General features: G+C 63.9%; 17 protein-coding genes. 3 read left to right on the top strand and 14 right to left on the bottom strand.

Annotation, left to right across the window (positions count from 1 at the left end; all coding sequences use genetic code 11):
* Positions 1-26 precede the first annotated feature (26 nt).
* Complete coding sequence (locus tag HCU76_RS27000) at positions 27-1,061, top strand: IS630 family transposase (RefSeq protein ID WP_213958995.1); 1,035 nt, start codon at positions 27-29, stop codon at positions 1,059-1,061.
* A gap of 18 nt (positions 1,062-1,079) precedes the next feature.
* On the opposite strand, the gene HCU76_RS26995 is transcribed toward HCU76_RS27000, so the two are convergent.
* Together HCU76_RS26995 and HCU76_RS26990 are read right to left on the bottom strand one after the other, a co-directional pair.
* Positions 1,080-1,190 carry a DUF3047 domain-containing protein gene (locus HCU76_RS26995; RefSeq protein ID WP_218511090.1) on the bottom strand — a complete coding sequence of 37 codons (111 nt, stop codon included), beginning with the start codon at positions 1,188-1,190 and terminating at the stop codon, positions 1,080-1,082.
* 128 nt (positions 1,191-1,318) lie between these two features.
* Positions 1,319-1,777: a hypothetical protein gene (locus HCU76_RS26990; RefSeq protein ID WP_213958957.1), complete on the bottom strand. Its 459-nt coding sequence runs from the start codon at positions 1,775-1,777 to the stop codon at positions 1,319-1,321.
* Positions 1,778-2,505: 728 nt separating this feature from the next.
* Here HCU76_RS26990 and HCU76_RS26985 point away from each other — a divergent pair.
* Entirely contained in the window at positions 2,506-2,715 is a 210-nt protein-coding gene (locus tag HCU76_RS26985) for a hypothetical protein (protein WP_213958956.1), read from the top strand.
* A 366-nt stretch (positions 2,716-3,081) separates the two neighbouring features.
* The gene (gene can / locus HCU76_RS26980; protein ID WP_213958955.1) at positions 3,082-3,774 is read left to right on the top strand and encodes a carbonate dehydratase; all 693 of its coding nucleotides are present in this window, start codon (positions 3,082-3,084) and stop codon (positions 3,772-3,774) included.
* Positions 3,775-4,172: 398 nt separating this feature from the next.
* On the opposite strand, the gene phaZ is transcribed toward can, so the two are convergent.
* The 12 genes from phaZ to HCU76_RS26920 form a co-directional block, all read right to left on the bottom strand.
* Complete coding sequence (phaZ, locus tag HCU76_RS26975) at positions 4,173-5,444, bottom strand: polyhydroxyalkanoate depolymerase (RefSeq protein ID WP_213958954.1); 1,272 nt, start codon at positions 5,442-5,444, stop codon at positions 4,173-4,175.
* 195 nt (positions 5,445-5,639) lie between these two features.
* Positions 5,640-6,620: a tripartite tricarboxylate transporter substrate binding protein gene (locus HCU76_RS26970; protein ID WP_213958953.1), complete on the bottom strand. Its 981-nt coding sequence runs from the start codon at positions 6,618-6,620 to the stop codon at positions 5,640-5,642.
* A gap of 13 nt (positions 6,621-6,633) precedes the next feature.
* A complete protein-coding gene (locus HCU76_RS26965; RefSeq protein WP_213958952.1) occupies positions 6,634-8,121 on the bottom strand; it encodes an NAD(P)(+) transhydrogenase (Re/Si-specific) subunit beta in 1,488 nt (495 codons plus the stop codon).
* A complete protein-coding gene (locus tag HCU76_RS26960) occupies positions 8,118-8,435 on the bottom strand; it encodes an NAD(P) transhydrogenase subunit alpha (RefSeq protein WP_213958951.1) in 318 nt (105 codons plus the stop codon). The genes HCU76_RS26965 and HCU76_RS26960 overlap by 4 nt, the downstream gene beginning before the upstream one ends.
* Positions 8,436-8,464: 29 nt before the next feature.
* Complete coding sequence (locus HCU76_RS26955; protein ID WP_213958950.1) at positions 8,465-9,595, bottom strand: Re/Si-specific NAD(P)(+) transhydrogenase subunit alpha; 1,131 nt, start codon at positions 9,593-9,595, stop codon at positions 8,465-8,467.
* A 113-nt stretch (positions 9,596-9,708) separates the two neighbouring features.
* On the bottom strand, positions 9,709-10,701 hold the full coding sequence (locus tag HCU76_RS26950; RefSeq protein ID WP_213958949.1) for a tripartite tricarboxylate transporter substrate binding protein: 993 nt from the start codon (positions 10,699-10,701) through the stop codon (positions 9,709-9,711).
* Positions 10,702-10,747: 46 nt separating this feature from the next.
* Entirely contained in the window at positions 10,748-12,070 is a 1,323-nt protein-coding gene (locus HCU76_RS26945; RefSeq protein ID WP_213958948.1) for an MFS transporter, read from the bottom strand.
* A 107-nt stretch (positions 12,071-12,177) separates the two neighbouring features.
* Positions 12,178-15,747: an indolepyruvate ferredoxin oxidoreductase family protein gene (locus HCU76_RS26940; protein ID WP_213958947.1), complete on the bottom strand. Its 3,570-nt coding sequence runs from the start codon at positions 15,745-15,747 to the stop codon at positions 12,178-12,180.
* A 39-nt stretch (positions 15,748-15,786) separates the two neighbouring features.
* Positions 15,787-16,818, bottom strand: a complete 1,032-nt coding sequence (locus HCU76_RS26935) for an Ldh family oxidoreductase (protein ID WP_213958946.1) — start codon at positions 16,816-16,818, stop codon at positions 15,787-15,789.
* 22 nt (positions 16,819-16,840) lie between these two features.
* On the bottom strand, positions 16,841-17,530 hold the full coding sequence (locus tag HCU76_RS26930; protein WP_213958945.1) for a GntR family transcriptional regulator: 690 nt from the start codon (positions 17,528-17,530) through the stop codon (positions 16,841-16,843).
* An 8-nt stretch (positions 17,531-17,538) separates the two neighbouring features.
* Positions 17,539-18,693, bottom strand: coding sequence for a UxaA family hydrolase (locus HCU76_RS26925; protein WP_213958944.1), 1,155 nt, complete (start codon positions 18,691-18,693; stop codon positions 17,539-17,541).
* The gene (locus tag HCU76_RS26920) at positions 18,690-18,950 is read right to left on the bottom strand and encodes a UxaA family hydrolase (RefSeq protein WP_256354476.1); all 261 of its coding nucleotides are present in this window, start codon (positions 18,948-18,950) and stop codon (positions 18,690-18,692) included. The genes HCU76_RS26925 and HCU76_RS26920 overlap by 4 nt, the downstream gene beginning before the upstream one ends.
* Positions 18,951-19,022 lie beyond the last annotated feature (72 nt).

Raw genomic sequence — 19,022 nt, 5'->3', positions numbered from 1 at the left:
CAATCGAATTGGTGTTCCAATGGCGTATGAAGCGAGATGGCCGCAAGCTGGATCACAAAACGCTTGAAGAGATTCGCCTGATGGCAGTCGAGCGAGTTCGCGATGGCGAGAAGCCCTCTTCGGTGATCGCCGCCTACGGCTTCAGCCGAACCACGATCTACAAATGGCTGAGAGCCTCGTCGGGTCGAGGAAAAGGCCTCAAGGCATTGCGCGGCACACGCGGCACCGGCCGACCGCGAACGCTGAGTCCCGCACAGGAGCGCCAAGTGTTTCGTTGGATCAATGGACGCGACCCGCGACAGTACGGACTGGACTTCGGGCTGTGGACACGCGCCATTGTCGTGACGCTGATCGAACAAAAGTTCGGCGCGAAGATGGGAGTGACGGCAGTCGGTGCGTTGCTGGCCAAGCTCGGACTGACCCCGCAAAAGCCACTGCAACGCGCCTACCAGCGAGATCCTCAAGCCATCGAGCGCTGGCAGCGCGAAACCTACCCCGGTATCGCTGCGGCTGCGAGGCAAAGCGGGGGCGAAGTCTACTTCTGGGACGAGTCGGGTTTTCGTGCCGACACCGTGTACGGCAAGACCTGGGCGCCCAAGGGCAAGACCCCGGTCATTGAGCGTCCCGGCCAACGCCAGTCGGTCTCGGCGGCCTCGGCCATCAATGCCAGAGGTGGCTTCTGGTTCGCGACCTATCAAGGGGCGCTGAATGCTGAGCTGTTCATCGAATTGCTCAAGAAGATGATGAAGGGTCGCAGCAAACCCGTGCACTTGGTGGTCGACGGGTTGCCGGCCCATAAGAAAGCGAACGTGCGCCAGTACATCGAGTCCACCCAGGGCCAGCTGAGCATGCACATCCTGCCGGGCTACGCACCGGACCTGAATCCGGACGAGCTGGTGTGGAGTCACGTCAAGCGCACCGGCGTGGCTCGCAACCCCTTGAGAGCTGGCGAGAAACTCGAAATTCGAGTGGACCAGCAGCTGCGCGACATGCAGAAGAACCGCCGGCTTGTTCGATCATTCTTCGAAACGCCTTCTGTCGCCTATATTTCTGACTGCTGAGTAAGAATCGAGACAGGGCTATTGCGCAGGTTTTGCAACGGGTGCGCCGCGCAGGTCGATGTCGGAGAAATAAGAGATTCCGCGAGCCTTGGTGTTGTCCGCATCGGCCTGAATCGCCGGCGTGGTCACGGTGGCGTTTGCACCAATACTCAGCGCCGGCGCGTGCTCCGTGGTGACATTCGTTGGCTCGCCGGAATTTGCCCGGGTCTTTTAATAACAGAGATATTTCCGACACAGCAGGACCCCGTGGAGCCCGTTCATTTCAGGTAGTCAATGAACTGCGGGATCACCTCGCGCAGCACACGAATTTCCTTTGGGGGAATGCTGCGCGGCTCCAAGTCGAAATGGATAAATGTGCCATAAGGCTTGCCGCACTCTCGCGTCAGCAGTCGGCCATAGTAGGACTCAACCATGCCCGCATAGGGTCGATTCGTAAGGCGCTGATCCTTCGAGGCGTGACTGGTCACGAACTCGCCATGTGCAATCGCGTGCTGGCAGAAGCTCTTGGACAGAGGCACCACCTTCAGCCACGTACGGTATTCGCAGTCGCGGTCGAAAGCGTATGCGGCGTGCATCACCTCGCCGTTAAATTTGTAGATTGCCGTGAATCGGTAGGGCGTCCTTTCGTTGAGGAGTGCCAGGGCCGGAACGATCCCGTGACTGGCAAGAAGGTTACGAACTGCCGCAGCGGGCGCTGGCAAGTCGACATCAAGCATGGGTACTTTGGTTGGGGGCGGTTGCAAATCTTACGCAAGTCGTCTTGCGCTCGAGAACAGGGTTTCACCCTTCTTCTTGTTTAGTGCAGGGAAGTACTGAGCGTACCGGGGCGAACGCGGAGCATGCGCCGCTGCGGTCGAAATGAACGGATCACGCCCCTGTTCAACATGCTCCGGGTCTGGATTGACACGCAGGTGGCGTGACCGGGCTCTGCCGATGCGCGCGGTAGGCGCGGTAACGCGGCGAGCTGATGTGTGGCCTGCGCGAGATGGGCTATTCGATCCGAAGCTGTGTGCGGCCGCGGGCGCCGAGTTCAAGGGTGCAGGGCTGGGAGCAGACCGAGGAACTCGCGTGGGTTGCGCATGAGCGGGACTGCTGGCTGTTGCGGCAGCGCTTGGCTTCCTGCCGCGCCCACGAGCTACGTCTGCCAGGCCCACCACACGAGCCGCACTTCCAGCACCGCCGGCACGAGCCCGATGACGAACAGGATCCTTGTCACAGCCTCGCCCTGCGTAGTGCGGCCTCACAGGCTGGTGTCGAGCAGAACGAACACTTCGTGGCGACCAGCACGATGACCACGGCCGCCGCAAACAGTAAGGCTATGACTACGCGCAAGGGTTCCTCTCGTGTCCGCTCTTTTTGTGCCGCACGGAGGCCGCCACGACATTGAGAAAACTCACCACCCGTCGCAGGCCTTCGCGCTAGGCTTCGGCTCATGTCGCCTACCATGCCGCTTACCAGACCGCAGCGCCGCCCCAAAGCCATCTACCCGCCGTTGCCCTACGAGCGCAAGGAATTCTGGCGACTGGAAAAGCCTGACCTGCAGCCGCTGCTCAGGTCGCTGCGCCAGGTGCCGGCCGACCCAATGGCGCGCATGGCCCTTGCGCTCGGTCAAGGCGGCGCGCTGTGGTCCCGGTGGCGGGTGAAGTCCGGCTAAGAGTCGGCCCGGGACGTCGTCCGTCTCAGATGCCGGTATTCAGCTGGGTGGCCTCCGCACCTTGCACTGGCACGCCCTTTTGCTCGTCGATTCCGGTCAAGGGTCCGCAGATCGTGCGGCGCTCATCGTCACTCTCGACTTGCCCGCCAACTCGGTCTTGACTGCCGGTCATCTTCCATCCTCCGAGCCCGCTTTCTCCAACGTCACTCCTAGAATCTGAGATGATCTTCTCGCGCATCGGTCGCGCACACTTGCCTGAGCCAAAGTTCCAGCGATGGACGCCGGGGGCTGCGCGGGAGGCACCGCCCCTCCCGAGCGACAACGCCTTTAACCGTTGGCTTCTATAAGCACCTACGGAGCTTTGGAATGAGTGACGAACTTGACCATCTGTTTGCCAATAATCGAGACTGGGCCACTGCTACAGAGGCTCGGATGCCGGGATTCTTTTCCCGATTGGCAAGTCAGCAGAGCCCTAAATACATGTGGATTGGATGCGCGGATAGCCGCGTGCCCGCAAACCAAATAACCGGCCTCGACCCGGGCGAAATATTTGTGCACAGAAACGTCGCGAATTTGGTTGTGCCCTCTGATCTGAATGCACTTTCGACGATCCAGTTTGCAGTGGAACACCTTAAAGTTGAACACATCATGGTGGTTGGTCACCACGGATGTGCCGGCGTACGCGCTGCAACTCACGGAAGACGTATCGGCCTTGCGGACAACTGGTTGCGGCATATTCAAGATGTCCGTCTTCGTCACCGAAAACGGCTTGATCATCTTCCGCCTGAGCAACAAGAAAACATTCTTTGTGAAATGAACGTGATCGAGCAGGTGGGCAACGTCGCGTTGTGCACCGTGGTCCAAGATGCTTGGTCTCGCGGTGACAAGTTGGCAATCCACGGCTGGGTCTACGGCCTTGGCGACGGCCTTTTGAAGAACCTTCACGTGACGATGGACCATCCTGATGGGGTCGTCGAGGCGTTCAGAACGGCACTCAAGCGTTATCCACGTGGCGATACCGTGCAACCTCTTGATGAAGAAGTTGACGACGGTGATTAGAGTGCAATTGCGATCAGCCCTGCCGAGTTCCGCGTTGGACTCATGCAAATTCAAGCTTTGCTGATTCTTCGCGAGGTTGGCGTATCTTGCCAAGTCCTGTTCGAATTCAATGCGTTCACGGATGCTTGGCGTTGCTGGACATGAGGCCGGCCAGTTCCCTGAAGTCTTCAGAGGAGGAGCCACCACCTGCACACTCTCGCCAGGCACGTCAATCCATGACGTTTGGCATTGCGTTTGCGACATGCAAGGGCCCGGCCCTCCTCAAGAGCTGCCGACGTGCCCTGGGCGCCTCAGCGCGGCTCCGCAGGGCACGGTGCACCGGCTGGCAACCTGAAGGGCATGCGGGCGCAGGACCTCACAGACGCTGCCAAGCCCTGCAGCCGGCGCAGCTCGTGGGATCATGGGGCTGGAACTGCAGCCGCCATTTTTGCCTTCTTGTCCTTCGCGCTTGCCGCGGCGTGACGGCCCATGAAAGCCTTCATGCGCGGAGCGATCTCGGATTTGTAGATCGAGCCGTTGAAGACACCGTAGTGCCCGACGCCTTCCTGCACATGATGCTCGCGCAAGCGAGCCGGCAGGTTCCCGCACAGGCCCTGCGCCGCCTCGGTGACGCCAATGGCCACCAGGTCGTCCTGGGCGCCCTCGAGCGTGAGCAGCGCAACATCCTTCAGGGCGCCGCAATCGACGCGTCGCCCATGCACCCGCAGCGTGCCCTTGGCGAGTTGCTGGTCCATGAACACGCGCTGCAGCGTCTCGAGATAGAACTCGGCCGTGGCGTCCATCATGGCGTTGTACTCGTCGTAGAAGAGACGATGCTTTTGAGCGGCGGCCTGGTTGCCCTGCGCCACGTCCTTGAAGAATTGCACATGCTTGCCGATATGCGTGCGCAGATTCAGCGACACGAACGCCCCCAACTGCAGGTAGCCGGGGTAGACAAGACGCCCGGCGCCTGGATAGCGGGATGGCACCTTGTGCACGTTGAGGCGCATCACGGACAGGGGAACACGGTCCGCAAGCTTGGTGACGGTGTTTCGGTTGACACGGATGTCGATGGGACCGGCGAGCAGTGACAGCGTGCGCGGCCGATGCGGATGCCTGTCCTCGGCCATCAAGGCGGCGGCACACAGCGCAGGTACTGCAGCCTGGCACAGGCCGACGAGATGCACGTTCGGCCCCAGCGCATCGAGAAACTCGACCAGGTACTGCACATACTCGTCAAAGCCGAAGCGCCCTTCCGACTGAGGCACCAGCCGGGCATCGATCCAGTCCGTGATGTAGACATCGCAGTCCGGCAGGAATTCGCGCAGCGTGTCCTTCGAGAGAGTGGCATGGTGGCCGGACATTGCGGCGACAAAGAGAACTTTCGGCGCCTTGGCGGTGCCGGCATGATGAAAGCGCCGCAACTGGCAAAACGGCTTCTCAACCACGACCTCCTCGACAATGGGCGTCGGCTTGCCGTCGATGGCGAGGGGCTCAAAACTGAAGGCTTGCTTCGGGTACTGCCGGATCAGACGCAACACCGATTCGACGCTCGCGGCGGGGTAGCGAGTGAGCCGACTACGGCGAAGCGGATGGCTAGGGTGCGTGAGGATCTGGTGGTGCCAGTTCAGTGTCGTGTGTACGGGATGCAGCACTTGCTCGACGAGAGTGCGAAGGCGGTAGCGCGTCATATTTTCTCCAAGTGATCGTTGTGGTCGAAGGTGGGGGTCGCGAGGCATGCAGACGGCGGTCTTTGCGCTGGCAATTGGTGCTTGTGCTTCAGTTGCCACGGTGCATGCTCGGAATGACGTCGACCGGAGTCGCGGCGGGTCGCAGTATGTACTGCCGTATCCGTTCATCTGCAGGCGGAAGATCTGTCGGGCCGCCTATTCATCTAGACGGATGCCTAGTTGCGCGACGACAGCCGACCACTTCTTCTGCTCTTTCTGAATCAGATCCGCGAATTCCTGCGCTGGGCCACTGGCTGGATCAAAGCCCCGACCCACCAGGCGTTGACGAACCTCGGGCATTCGAAGGACTTTCGCGATCTCGCCGTTGAGCCTGGTCACGATCTTGTCGGGCGTGCCTGCGGGAGCCACGACGCCATACCATTCCGTGAAATCGATGTTCGGTACGCCCGCCTCAGCCAAGGTTGGAACATTCGGCAGCAGCGCCAGTCTACGGGTGCTGACCACAGCCAGCGCTTTGAGCCGACCGGACTTAAGCAGCGGCTCCACCACGGGCAAACCAGGGAACATCATCTGGACATGGCCGCCAACCATGTCCGCCAGCGCCGGTGGGGCGCCCTTGTATGGCGCGTGGACAATGTCGATACCGGCCTGTCGCCTGAAGCCTTCGCCGATGAGATGCAGCTGTGTTCCGGCTCCCGATGAGGCATAGCTGATCTGTCCCGGATTTGCCCTGGCCTTGGCTATCAGTTCCTGCACTGAAATGGCCACGGAAGGATGCACGGCCAGGACGTAGTTCAAATTGACCAGCTGAGTGATCGGCGTGAAGTCTCGCGACAGATCAAACGGCAGGTTGTTGTAGAGACTGCGATTGATGATCATGGGTGTCGTTGCCATCACTAGCGTGTACCCGTCCGGATTGGCTTTGGCCGCTGCCGCCGCCCCGATATTCCCGGCTGCGCCGGGTCGGTTGTCCACGACAACGGGCTGCCCGAGGTTGAGCGCAAGTTGTTCGGCGACAACTCGCGCGGCGATGTCCACGCTGCCACCGGCAGGCCAAGGCACGATCAACTTGATGGCGCGATCGGGGTACGTGGCTTGCGCGCACGCCGAAGTGCCGACGACGGCAAGGCAGGCCATGCCCAGCGCCACGCAGGCGCGGCGGATTGGATTTCTCATGGGATTCCCGTTGTTACTCGATCGCCTTGCCCATGTCCTCGACCACCTTCTTGGCATCGCCGAAGACCATCATGGTCTTGTCCATGTAGAACAGCTCGTTGTCCAGCCCGGCGTAGCCCGCGGCCATGGAGCGCTTGTTGACGATCACCGTCTTGGCCTTGTAGGCCTCCAGGATCGGCATGCCGTAGATCGGCGTGCCCTTCTGCAGCGCGGCGGGGTTCACCACGTCGTTGGCGCCCAGGATGATCGCCACGTCGGCCTGGCCGAATTCGCCGTTGATGTCTTCCATCTCGAAGACCTGGTCGTAGGGCACCTCGGCCTCGGCCAGCAGCACGTTCATGTGGCCCGGCATGCGGCCCGCCACCGGGTGGATCGCGTACTTCACCGTCACGCCATGCTCGATGAGCTTCTGCGCCAGTTCCTTCACCGCATGCTGCGCGCGCGCCACCGCCAGGCCGTAGCCCGGCACGATGATCACGGTCTCGGCGTTGGAGAGCACGAAGGCCGCGTCGTCGGCGCTGCCGCTCTTGACCGGGCGCTGCTCCTTGGCAGCGCCGGCGGCGGACACCGCCTCGCCGCCGAAGCCGCCCAGGATCACGCTGAAGAACGAGCGGTTCATTGCCTTGCACATGATGTAGGAGAGGATCGCGCCCGAGGAGCCCACCAGCGAACCGGCCACGATCAGCATCGCGTTGTTCAGCGAGAAGCCGATGCCCGCCGCCGCCCAGCCCGAATAGCTGTTGAGCATCGACACCACCACCGGCATGTCCGCCCCGCCGATCGGGATGATGATCAGCACGCCCATCACGAAGGACAGCAGCACCATCAGGAAGAAGGCCGGCCAGCTCTCGGTGACGACGAACAGCAGGCCCAGGCCGATGGTGATCAGGCCCAGCACCAGGTTGACCATGTGCTGGCCCTTGAACTGCACCGGCGCACCCTGGAACAGGCGGAACTTGTACTTGCCCGACAGCTTGCCGAAGGCGATGACCGAGCCGCTGAAGGTGATCGCGCCGATGGCCGCACCCAGAAACAGCTCGAAGCGGTTGCCCGCCGGGATCGCAAAGCGCAGGAAACCGTCGACGATCATCGCGCCCTCCGGCGTGTTGACCGTGCCGGCCGCCGCCACCGGCAGCGGCGTGATGCCGAAGGCCCAGGGCTCGACCACCGCGGCGATGGCGATGAACACCGCCGCCATGCCGATCATGCTGTGGAAGAACGCGACCAGCTCGGGCATGGCCGTCATCTCGACCGTCTTGGCGCGATAGGCGCCGTAGCCGCCGCCGACCACCAGGCCCAGCAGTACCCAGCCCATGCCGATCAGGTTGCCGCTGGACAGCTGCACGATCAGCGCGGCGGTGGTCAGGATGGCGATGGCCATGCCGACCATGCCGAACATGTTGCCGCGGATCGACGTGGTCGGATGGCTCAGGCCCTTCAAGGCCTGGATGAAGCAGATGCTGGCGATGAGGTACAGCAGCGTGACGACGTTCATGCTCATGACTTCTCTCCCGCCGGTGCCTTCTTCTCTTTCTTCTTGAACATCTCCAGCATTCGCCGGGTGACCAGGAAGCCGCCGAACACGTTCACCGCGGCCAGCGCCACGGCCAGCACGCCCATGGTCTTGCCGAACACGCTGCCGGTCATGGCCGCCGCCAGCATCGCGCCGACGATGACGATCGCCGAGATCGCGTTGGTCACCGCCATCAGCGGCGTGTGCAGCGCGGGCGTGACGGTCCACACGACGTGGTAGCCCACGTAGATGGCCAGCACGAAGATGATGAGGTTGATGACTGTGTGGGAAACGGGATCCATGCTCTTCTCCTCGATCGTTGCTTCGTTCGTTAGGTGCGGGTGACCTGGCCGTCTTGCGTCATGCGGCAGGCCGCGACGATGTCGTCCTCGAGATCGATCTTGAGCGCGCCTTCCTTGGTGATGATCAGCTTCAGGAAGTCGAGCACGTTGCGCGCATAGAGGGCCGAGGCGTCGGCCGCCACCAGGGCGGCGAGATTGGTTTCGCCGACCAGCGTCACGCCATGCTTGATCACCGTCTTGTCGGCCTCCGACAGCGGGCAGTTGCCGCCGATGCCGTCGGCACCCCGGCCGGCGGCGATGTCGACGATGACCGAGCCGGGCTTCATCGACTTGACCATGTCCTCGGTGATGAGCGTGGGCGCGGCGCGCCCGGGGATCAACGCGGTGCTGATCACGATGTCGGCCAGCGCCACGCGCTTGGCCACCTCGACCTGCTGGCGTGCCAGCCAGCTCGGCGGCATCGGCTTGGCATAGCCGCCGACGCCGACCGCGGCTTCCTTCTCTTCACCGGTGTCGTAGGAGACCTCGATGAACTTGGCGCCGAGCGATTCGATCTGCTCCTTCACGCTGGGGCGAACGTCGCTGGCCTCGATCACCGCGCCCAGGCGCTTGGCCGTGGCGATGGCCTGCAGGCCCGCCACGCCGACGCCGAGGATCACCACCCGCGCGGCCTTCACCGTGCCGGCCGCGGTCATCAGCATCGGGAAGAAGCGCTGGTACTTGTCGGCCGCCATCATCACGGCCTTGTAGCCGGCGATGTTGGCCTGCGACGAGAGCACGTCCATGCTCTGGGCACGCGTGGTGCGTGGCGCGGCCTCCAGTGCGAAGCTGGTCAGGCCGGCCGTGGCCAGGCGCTGCAGGCCGGTGGCGTCGAAGGGGTTGAGCATGCCGATGACGACCGTGCCCGGTTTCATGAGCGCGGCTTCGTTGTCGAAAGGTGTGCGCACCTTCAGCACGATGTCGGCGCCATAGGCGCCATCGACATCGGTGATCTCGGCACCCGCCGCCTGGTAGGCCACGTCGGGCACGCTGGCGGCCACGCCGGCACCCGCCTGCACCCGGACGGTGTGGCCTTGCGCGGTGAGTTTTTTCGCCGTCTCGGGCGTTACCGCCACTCGGGTTTCGCCAGGCGCAATTTCGGCCGGCACGCCTATCAACATGTCATCATTCCTTTTCAGAGGGCGTCATGGACAAATGCCATTGGCCTGGTGTCTGCATCGCACACGTGCCGGCCGGCCCGCGGTCCATGGCCGACCGCAGATGCCGCCGCACGTCAACGCTTCTGCGTGAGCTTCTCCTGCATGCCAGACGCCTTCACGATCGGCCCCAGTCGATCCATCTCCGACTTGATGTAGCCGTCGAATTCCTGAAGCATGAGATACCTCGGCGTGATGCCTTGGTCGGCAAACTTCTGCCGGAGGGCCGGATCGTCGAGGACAGACTTCATCGTGCGCGCCAGCTGGTTCATGATGTGGGGCGGTACCTTGCTGGGCGCTACGAAGCCGAACCAGGTTGCGAACTGATACGCCGGAAGGCCGGCTTCGCTGGTGGTGGGTACTTCGCGAAGCAGGCTCAATCGCTCGGGTCCGGTGACGGCCAGAGCCTGCAGCTTGCCTTCGCGAATCTGCCCGAGCACGAATGCGGCGGGCGTGAAAACCGACTGGATCCGATTGGTGATCAGGTCGGTGGTCACTTCCGATGAAGACCGGTAAGGGACATGCGTCATCACCACCCCGGCCTGGGTCGCGAAATAGGCGCCGGCCAAATGGGTCTGGCTGCCGATGCCCGACGAGCCGTAGTTGATTTCGCCCGGGCGCTTCTTGGCCAGAGCGATGAACTCGGCAAGATTGCGCACGCCGAGCGCGGGCGGCACTGCAATGACCGCGGGTGCATCCCCGACCAGGGCAATGCCCGTGAAGTCGCGCAAGGTGTCGTAGGGCAACGCGTCGTAGGCGGCCGGATTGATCGCATGCTGGGAATTGATCAGCAGGAGGGTGTAGCCGTCAGGCGCCGACTTGGCCACTGCCTGCGCCGCGATCACCCCGCCCGCACCGGGCTTGTTGTCCACCACCACCGGCTGTCCGAGCTTCCTGGCCATGCGGTCAGCGAATTCCCGCGCGACCTGGTCGGTGGTCGTCCCCGGTGTGAGGGGGACCACCAGTTTCAGCGGCCGCGTGGGGAAAGGGGCCGCATCCTGGGCTTGGACCTGTGAAGTGCAAAGGGCCAGACCCAGCAGGGTCAGGCAGAGGGCACGGGCAATGAACATGGGTTGTCTCCTTAATTGTTGAATCGGATGGCCGCGATCAGCTCGTCTATTGCAACTTCCGGCCGAGCGTCTCGGGCACGGCCGCCAGCCCGAGCAGCGAGACCAGGCCGCATCCGATGAGATAGAACGCCGGCGCATTGGGGCTGTCGGCCAGATGGATCAGCGCCGTCGAAAACAACTGCGCGAAGCCGCCGAATACGGCAACGGCCACGTAGTACGTCACGGCCATGCCGGTGGCCCGCAGCCGCTGCGGCAATACCTCGCTCACCAGCACCAGCGTCGGGGGCGAGGTCATGGCCATGGGAATGGCCAGGCATCCCACCACCAGCAGCAGGCATGGCAACGATGGAAAGGCATTGAGCAGGACGAAGGCCGGGTACGCCATCACGAGCAGCGCCACCCGCGTCCACCAAACCATCTTGCGGCGCCCTACCCGGTCCGTCATCCGACCGGCGATGGGGCCAAAGACGACCATCATGGCCGCTGCCACGAAGCCTGCCCAGACTGCCTGGTCGCGAGGGATGTTCAGCTGGAACGTGGCGTAGTTAGGCAGGTAGTAGGCTATCAGGTGCACGGCAGCCGCCAGCCCGGTCATCAGCAGCACGCTCGCCGTCAGTTCACGCCGGTGCTGGCGCATCAGTTGCCATCCGCCTGCGGCCGCCTTCTTGCGCGGTGCAGGGGGAAGGGTTTCTTCCAGGCGTTTGCGGATCACCTGGCCGACCGGGATGACCAGGATGCCGATCAGGAAGGCCACGCGCCAGCCCCAGGACTCCAGTGCCGTTGCAGGCAGCGAATGGCTGAGGACGAGCGCTACCAGCGCGGCGAACACCGCGGCGATGCCCTGGCTGGCCGTCTGCCAGCTGGTGTAGAAGCCGCGCGAGCGTTCATCTGCGTACTCCAGCAGCATGGCGCTGGCCGAGCCCATTTCTCCGCCGATCGCAAAGCCCTGGACCAGACGGGCGACGATCATCAGGACCGGCGCGATGACGCCGATCTGCGCATACGTCGGCGTCAGCACAAGAATCAGGGCGCTAAAAGCCATCAGCCACATGGACAGCAGCACTGCCGGCTTGCGCCCTCGCCGGTCGGCGTAGGCGCCGATCACCAGGCCCCCCAGCGGGCGCATCAGGTAGCCGGCACCAAAGGTTCCAAAGACCAACAACAACTGACCGAGCGGATTTCCCACCGGGAAATACAGCGGGATGATCAGCATGGCAAAGAAGTTGTACACCCCTGAGTCATACAGTTCCAGGGCGCCGCCGATGGTGATGGCGGTGATGGCCGACGCCTTCGACATTGGCTTGGCGCTGTCCTTGGCCGGGACCGGTGCGTGCGGCGGTGCCGCCAGGGTGGAGGAATCGATGAGCATGGCTGTCTCCTTGTGCGGTCGGGTGTTTGCCGCGCTATGGGTCTGTGGGGATGGGAGTCACATGGCCGGTGTCCCGGCCATCGAAAGCTTCGACGGGATGAATGGGTTCAGGCCGCGGCTTTAGCCTTCTTGTCCTGCGGCTGCGACGCCTGATCGCGCCACTGGGCCATCAAGCGGCCCCACTTGGACCTCGCAGCAACGGCATTGCGCGCCTTGACGTGGCCGTAGCCGCGGATCTCCTCCGGGATCCTGGCGATTTCCAGCGCCAGGTCGAGGTTGTGCGCCGACAGCTTGGCCAGCAGCTCCTCGATGCAGATTCGATATTCAAGGATGAGCGCCGGCTCCTGCCTGCGCTCGTCCGTGTAGCCGAAGGGGTCGAAGGCCGTTCCGCGCAGGCCCTTGAGCCGGGCCAAGAGACCGAACGCACTGCGCATCCAAGGACCGTACTCGCCCTTGACCGGTTCGCCATCTCGATTCTTCTTCGCGAACATGGGCGGAGCCAGGTGATGCACTAGGCGAACCTTGCCCTCGAACATGGATTCGATCTGCTTGCGAAAGGCCGCGCCGGTATGCAGCCGCGCCACCTCGTACTCATCCTTGTAGGCCATCAGCTTGAACAGCGAACGGGCAACCGCCTCGGTGAAGCGCGCGTTGCCGACGATTGATTCGCTCTTGCGCACACCGGCGATGAAAGTCTCATACTGCTCGGCGTAGGCGCGGTTCTGGTATCCAGTGAGGAATTCCGCGTGCTTGCCGATGAGGTCGCTCACCGATGGCTTGCGCGTGAACTGGATCACCTGGGCATCGGCTGTCCGCAGCGGCACCCTGGACAGGTCATGTGCGCACAGGCGTCCCCATTCGAAGGCGGCCTTGTTATTCTCCACCTGCAGGGCATTGAGTTCGATGGCGCGCATCAGCGCCGCATGGGACAGAGGGACCCTGCCCTTTTGCCAGGCATAGCCGAGCAGCAGCAGGTTGGCGTAGATCGACGCGCCCAGCAATTGGGTCGCCACCTGTTCGGCATGCAGGCTGGCCAGCGCGCCCTCGCCGACGGCCTGGGCGATCCTTGCAACGGCCTGATCCGCCTGCGCATCCCAATCCGGGTTCTTGACGAAGGCCGCGGTCGGCGTGAGATGGCTGTTCAGGACCACAAAGGTCCGTTCGCGCGACATCGTGGCCAGCGTTGTCTTGCTGGCGGCGACCACCATGTCGCAGCCGATCACCAGGTCCGCCATGGCGAGGTCGACGCGGCTGGCATGCAGCGCGTCCGGGCTGGCGGCAATCTGGATATGGCTCCAGGTCGCACCACCCATCTGCGCCATGCCGGTGGCATCCTGCGTGATCACGCCCTTGCCTTCCAGGTGCGCGGCCATGCCGAGCACGCCGCCGATGGTCACGATGCCCGTGCCGCCGATGCCCGCCACCACGATGCGTCGAGGCGTGGTGGCGTCCGGCAGCTCGGGCATGGGGATGGCGTCAGGAACGGCAGCCTTGCCCTTGGCAGCGGCGACCGGCTTCTTGAGCTGGCCGCCTTCCACCGTCACGAAGCTCGGGCAAAAGCCCTTGACGCAGGAGAAATCCTTGTTGCAGGTGTCCTGGTTGACCTTGCGCTTGCGACCGAATTCAGTTTCCACCGGCTGCACCGCGAGACAGTTGCTCTGCACCGAGCAGTCGCCGCAGCCTTCGCACACGAGCTCGTTGATGACCACGCGCTTGGCCGGGTCGACCATCGTGCCGCGCTTTCGCTCGCGACGCTTCTTGGTCGCGCATGCCTGGTCATAGATGATCACGGTGACGCCCTCCGCTTCGCGCAGCTCGCGCTGCACGGTGTCGAGCTCGTCGCGGTGCCGGATGGTCACGCCCGGGGCCAGGTTGGTGACGCCCTCGTACTTGGCGGGCTCGTCGGTCACCACGACGATCTGGCGCGCACCTTCGGCCGCCAGTTCGCGCGACATGGCCGGCACGTCGAGCTGGCCGCCGTCCACCGGTTGGCCGCCGGTCATGGCGACGGCGCTGTTGAAGAGGATCTTGTAGGTCAGGTTGACGCCGGCATTGATCGACTGGCGCACGGCGAGCAGGCCCGAGTGGTTGTAAGTGCCGTCGCCCAGGTTGGCGAACATGTGCTTGCGCTTGCTGAATGGCGCCTGCCCCATCCAGGGCACTCCCTCGCCACCCATTTGGGTCCAGGAGGTGGTCGAGCGATCCATCCACGTCACCATACCGTGGCAGCCGATGCCGGCCATGGCGATGGAGCCTTCCGGCACGCGTGTGCTGGTGTTGTGCGGGCAACCGGGGCAGAACCATGGAAGGCGGTCGGTACCACGGCTGTCGCCTTGCGCGGTCGACCGCTGCTTCGCCTCGATCTCCCCCAATCGCACGTCCATCCGTGCAGCCACGTCGGCAGGCACTCCCAGCAGCTTGAGACGGTGGGCGATGGCCTTTGCCACCAGTGCGGGCGACAGGTCGGCCTTGGCGCGCAGCAGCCAGCTTTCGGCGGGCCGGCTGTGACTCCATTCGCCACCGGCGCCTTCCGCATGGTCGTATTTTCCGAACACGACGGGGCGATGCTGCGGCGGATAGTGGTACAGCTCATCCTTGAGTTGCTGCTCGATGATCGGGCGCTTCTCCTCGACCACCAGGACTTCGCGCAACCCGTGGGCAAACTCGCGCACGCTTGCCGGCTCCAATGGCCATACCACGTTGACCTTGTGCACCCGGATGCCGAGCGCGCGGCATGTCGTGTCGTCCAAGCCCAGGTCGAGCAACGCCTGGCGGGTGTCGCTGTAGGCCTTGCCACTGGAAATGAGGCCCAGACGGTCGTTCTGGCCCGCCACCACGTTGTGATTGAGCCGGTTCGCCCGGATGTAGGCCAATGCAGCCGGCCACTTGAATTCCATCATTCGCGCCTCGGCACCCAGTGGGTCGTCAGGCCATCGGATGTGGATGCCGCCCTCGGGCATGGCGAAGTCTTCTGGCAGCGCGGTGCGCACGCGCTCGGCATCGGTCAGCACCGAGGCGCCCGATTCCACCACCTCCTGCACCGTCTTCATGCCGGCCCACAGTCCGCTGAAACGGCTCATGGCGAAGGCATGCACGCCGAGATCGAGAATGTCCTGCACGTTCGACGGAAAGAACACCGGCAGTCCGCAGGCCATGAAGGTATGGTCGCTCTGGTGCGCCAGCGTGCTGCTCTTGGACACGTGGTCGTCGCCGGCCAGTGCGATCACACCGCCCAGGGGCGCGGTACCGGCCAGGTTGGCGTGCTTGAGCGCGTCGCCGCTGCGATCCACGCCGGGCCCCTTGCCATACCAGATGCCGAACACGCCGTCGTAGTTCTTGCTCGCCGCATCGAACTCCAGCTGTTGCGACCCCCATACGGCGGTGACGCCGAGCTCCTCGTTGACGCCGGGCTTGAAGACCACGTGGTTGTCGGCAAGATGCTTCTTGGCCTGCCACAGTGCCTGGTCGTAGGTGCCCAGCGGGGAGCCGCGGTAGCCGGAAATGAATGCGGCGGTGTTGTGGCCGGCGCTTGCATCGCGCCTGCGTTGCAGCATCGGCAGCCGCACCAAGGCCTGCACGCCGCTCATGAAGGCGCGGCCGGTGTTCAGGGTGTAGCGATCGTCGAGGGTCACTTTCTCGAGCGCTTCGAGATGCAGTTTGGATACCGGTGCGTTCATGGGGAGATCTCGCTGGTCATGTCTTGTATGGATGGAAGCTCAGGCGGGAAAAGCCAATTGCCGACGCGTGCCGAGTGCGATCAGTTCGCGCGTCAGGCTCTCAGGCAGTTCGATGCCTTTGTGGTGCGCACGCTGCTCCTGTTCGGCACCGCGCTGCCCCGGCAGGCGCGCGTGCTCGCCACCGCAATCCCGGTAATGGTTGATCCACTGGTGCATGTAGTCGGCCAGCATCGGCTGCGGTGCGAAGGCCTGCGGCTTGACCATCCAGACGAAGGCGCTTTGCCGGCCCATGGCACCTGAAGCCGGCACGTGCTGCCATTCCGGCGCAAAGGATTCGGCGGTGGCCGCCAGGGCGCCGGCCAGGCACTCGACCATCATCGCAATGCCGATGCCCTTGTGCCCCCCCATGGGCAGCAGCGAGCCGGCCAGCGCCGCCTTGGGGTCGGTCGTTGGGCGCCCTTGAGGATCGAGCGCCCACCCCGCAGGAATGTCGCGCCCTTCGCGATCGGCCAGCAGCACATGCCCACGCGCCGCGACGCTGCAGGCGATGTCGAAGACAATGGCTGGCTCGCCCTGTGCGGGGCAACCGAACGCGATCGGGTTGTGGCCGATCGCCGCGCCGGCGAAGCCTTCCATTGCGAGCAGTGGCGGCGTGCGTTGCCCGACCAGGCACATCGCGCCGGCTTCGGCCGCCAGCAGCGCGTAGACTCCCAGCGCGCCCATATGACCGCAGGACTGGACGGCCACCAGAACACTGGCGCTGTGCTCGAGCGCCTGCAACCCGAGCCGCACGGCGTGCGCGCCCGCAATCTGGCCCATGGCACCGTCTGCGTCGAGCACGACGCCGCCGGCGAACGAGCGATGCTGCAAGCGCGCGTGCGGATTGAAGTCCTGGGCCAGCAGGCGCTCGACATAGGATGGCAGGCGCGTCATGCCGTGGGTCGCGTATCCACGCAACTCGCTGCGCACCAGCAATTGGGCTGCCAGCAGCGCGTCGTCCGGCGCGACCTGGCAGGATTCCAGGATCTGGGCGGTCCAATCCGTCAGGGATTCGATGGAACGGGTCGTCATGAAGTGCAATCGGGATGTGGAACTAGCGAACGATCACCAGTCGCTCGGAGAAGGGCCCGCCGCAGACGACCTGGTAGTACAGGGGCTTGTCGCTGAGCGTGTAGCCGCGCAGTTCCATCAGGAAGCTCGGCTGCTCCGGGTCCAGGTCGAGCGAGCGGATCGCAGCGGCGGTGGGCGGCGCAAAGCGGATCCATTGATCCACCCGCAGCGTCGGAAGGGCCAGTCGTTGCAGAAGCAGTTCGCGCAGATTGCTTTCCAGATCCTGGCGCTCCACCCCGAGCTTTTCGAAATCTTCCTCGCGCAACCAGAATTCGCTGCTGAGGTCGAACTTGCCGCCGACGTTGATGGTGCGATCGATGCGCACGAAAGTTTCGCCTTCGAGGAAATCCGACCAGGGTCCCTTGCGCTTCATGCGCTTGATGCCATTCGCGTGGACGTAGGACGTGAGCGGATGGCCTTGCTCGTCGAGGAATCGCAGGTGTCGCACGTCGGCCGGGGCCACCTTGTTTCCCGAGATGAAGGTCCCGCGCCCATGCTCGCGCCGAATGAGGCCCGCGTGTGCCAGTCGCGCCAGCGCCTTCTGCATGGTGCCCACGCTCACGCTGTGCTGTGCGGCGAACTCCTCCTCGGACGGCAGGCGATCGCCCTCGCGCAGTGCGCCCGATTCGATGGCTTCGATGATGGCGTCGGAGACGCGTTCAAGCTTGGTCATGGTGGAGTTCAAAGGCTGCGTTCGAACCGGCTGACCGCCGTTTCCCGGATGTTCAGGATCTCGCTGGTGATGCGGGTGCCTGATCCGACCTCCGCCACGTAGTCGTAGAGCTGGTCGCCCAGGTCCGCGATCCGGGCCGAGGACTCGAAGATTGCGCTGACGTCGAAATCAATGTTGTCGCGCATCGAATTCACGGTGTTGACGTTGCCGCAGATCTTGATCGTGGGCGCCACCATGTTGCCGATCGGGTTGCCGACACCCGTGCCGAAGCAGATCAGCTGGCAGCCGCTGACGGCGAAACCCGTCAGGTTCTCGACAGCACCCGAGGGCGCGTCCATGAAGTGCAGCCCCTTGCGCGCTGGGGGCTGGCCGTAGCTCAGCACGCCCACGAGCGCGCTCTTGCCGGCCTTGGCCAGTGCACCCAGCGCCTTCTCCTCGACGGTGGTGAGGCCGCCCTTCTTGTTGTCGGGCGCGGGCTGCGAGTCGCGCATGTTGACGCCGCGCTCGACGGCCATGGTTTCCATGCCCTTCACGGCATCCAGGAAGGCCTTCTTGACGGTGGCGTCCACCGCGCGGGCCGCGAACAGATGCTCGGCACCAATGAACTCGGAGGTCTCCGAGATGATGACCGTACCGCCGGCCTCGACCAGCCGATCGGCCACGCGTCCAATGGTCGGGTTGCAGCTCAGGCCAGACGTGGTGTCGGAGCCGCCGCACTCGACACCCATCACGAGGTCCGACATCGGGCACGGCTCGCGCCTCATCTGCGAGGCCTGCAGCACCAGGCGTGCAGCCCGGCGCGTTCCCTGCGCGACGCACTCGATCGTGCCATTCGGCTGCAGGTGCACGACCTCCACGGGCTTGCCGGTGGGACGGATGCGACGGGCGACTTCTTCGGTCGACGACTCTTCGAGTCCCACCAGGAGAACGCCCGCGATGTTGGGATTGCGCCCCAGTCCTGCCAGCGAATCGAGCGCGAACTCGAGATCGGCCCCGAACTGGCCGCGCACGAACAGCGTGGTGACGGGAAGGGTTCCGCCCACAGCCTGCGAGATCGCGCGCGTCGCCGGATTGCAGTTGTCCATCACCGAGATCACGGCGATCCAGTTGCGCACGCCTGCGGCGCCGTGATTGCGCCGATAGCCGAGAAATGTCTTGGTCATGGTTGGGTTTCCTGGCGTTCTTCCAGATCGCCGCGAGCGCGAGCGGAATCGAAGTTGTGGACGTGCGCGTGTTCTCCGGGAGCGATGGCCCGCGTGGCACGACCGATGACTTGCCCGTACTTGAGCACGTTGGCCCCCAAGGGGATCGGCGATATGCAGATCTTGTGGCCGAACGCGACGTCCTGCCGCGCGACGACCTGACCTGAACCCTCGCCCTGCAGGAAGCACGTGTCGCCTTCGCGAGCGGGATCGATCAAGGTTGCGACGTTGTCGGCGGGATGAAGGGTGATGCTTCTTGGCATATTTGACTCCTGTATAGGACATGGCAA

This window comes from Variovorax sp. dw_308 (genome assembly GCF_019207085.1).
Classification (GTDB): domain Bacteria; phylum Pseudomonadota; class Gammaproteobacteria; order Burkholderiales; family Burkholderiaceae_C; genus Variovorax.
This window is presented reverse-complemented; position numbering and strand designations above follow the sequence as displayed.

Coding starts and splice junctions, on each gene's coding strand:
- HCU76_RS27000 (WP_213958995.1), top strand. CDS start 27: ATGAAGCGAGATGGCCGCAAGCTGGATCACAAAACGCTTGAAGAGATT.
- HCU76_RS26990 (WP_213958957.1), bottom strand. CDS start 1,777: ATGCTTGATGTCGACTTGCCAGCGCCCGCTGCGGCAGTTCGTAACCTT.
- HCU76_RS26985 (WP_213958956.1), top strand. CDS start 2,506: ATGCCGCTTACCAGACCGCAGCGCCGCCCCAAAGCCATCTACCCGCCG.
- can (WP_213958955.1), top strand. CDS start 3,082: ATGAGTGACGAACTTGACCATCTGTTTGCCAATAATCGAGACTGGGCC.
- phaZ (WP_213958954.1), bottom strand. CDS start 5,444: ATGACGCGCTACCGCCTTCGCACTCTCGTCGAGCAAGTGCTGCATCCC.
- HCU76_RS26970 (WP_213958953.1), bottom strand. CDS start 6,620: ATGAGAAATCCAATCCGCCGCGCCTGCGTGGCGCTGGGCATGGCCTGC.
- HCU76_RS26965 (WP_213958952.1), bottom strand. CDS start 8,121: ATGAGCATGAACGTCGTCACGCTGCTGTACCTCATCGCCAGCATCTGC.
- HCU76_RS26960 (WP_213958951.1), bottom strand. CDS start 8,435: ATGGATCCCGTTTCCCACACAGTCATCAACCTCATCATCTTCGTGCTG.
- HCU76_RS26955 (WP_213958950.1), bottom strand. CDS start 9,595: ATGTTGATAGGCGTGCCGGCCGAAATTGCGCCTGGCGAAACCCGAGTG.
- HCU76_RS26950 (WP_213958949.1), bottom strand. CDS start 10,701: ATGTTCATTGCCCGTGCCCTCTGCCTGACCCTGCTGGGTCTGGCCCTT.
- HCU76_RS26945 (WP_213958948.1), bottom strand. CDS start 12,070: ATGCTCATCGATTCCTCCACCCTGGCGGCACCGCCGCACGCACCGGTC.
- HCU76_RS26940 (WP_213958947.1), bottom strand. CDS start 15,747: ATGAACGCACCGGTATCCAAACTGCATCTCGAAGCGCTCGAGAAAGTG.
- HCU76_RS26935 (WP_213958946.1), bottom strand. CDS start 16,818: ATGACGACCCGTTCCATCGAATCCCTGACGGATTGGACCGCCCAGATC.
- HCU76_RS26930 (WP_213958945.1), bottom strand. CDS start 17,530: ATGACCAAGCTTGAACGCGTCTCCGACGCCATCATCGAAGCCATCGAA.
- HCU76_RS26925 (WP_213958944.1), bottom strand. CDS start 18,693: ATGACCAAGACATTTCTCGGCTATCGGCGCAATCACGGCGCCGCAGGC.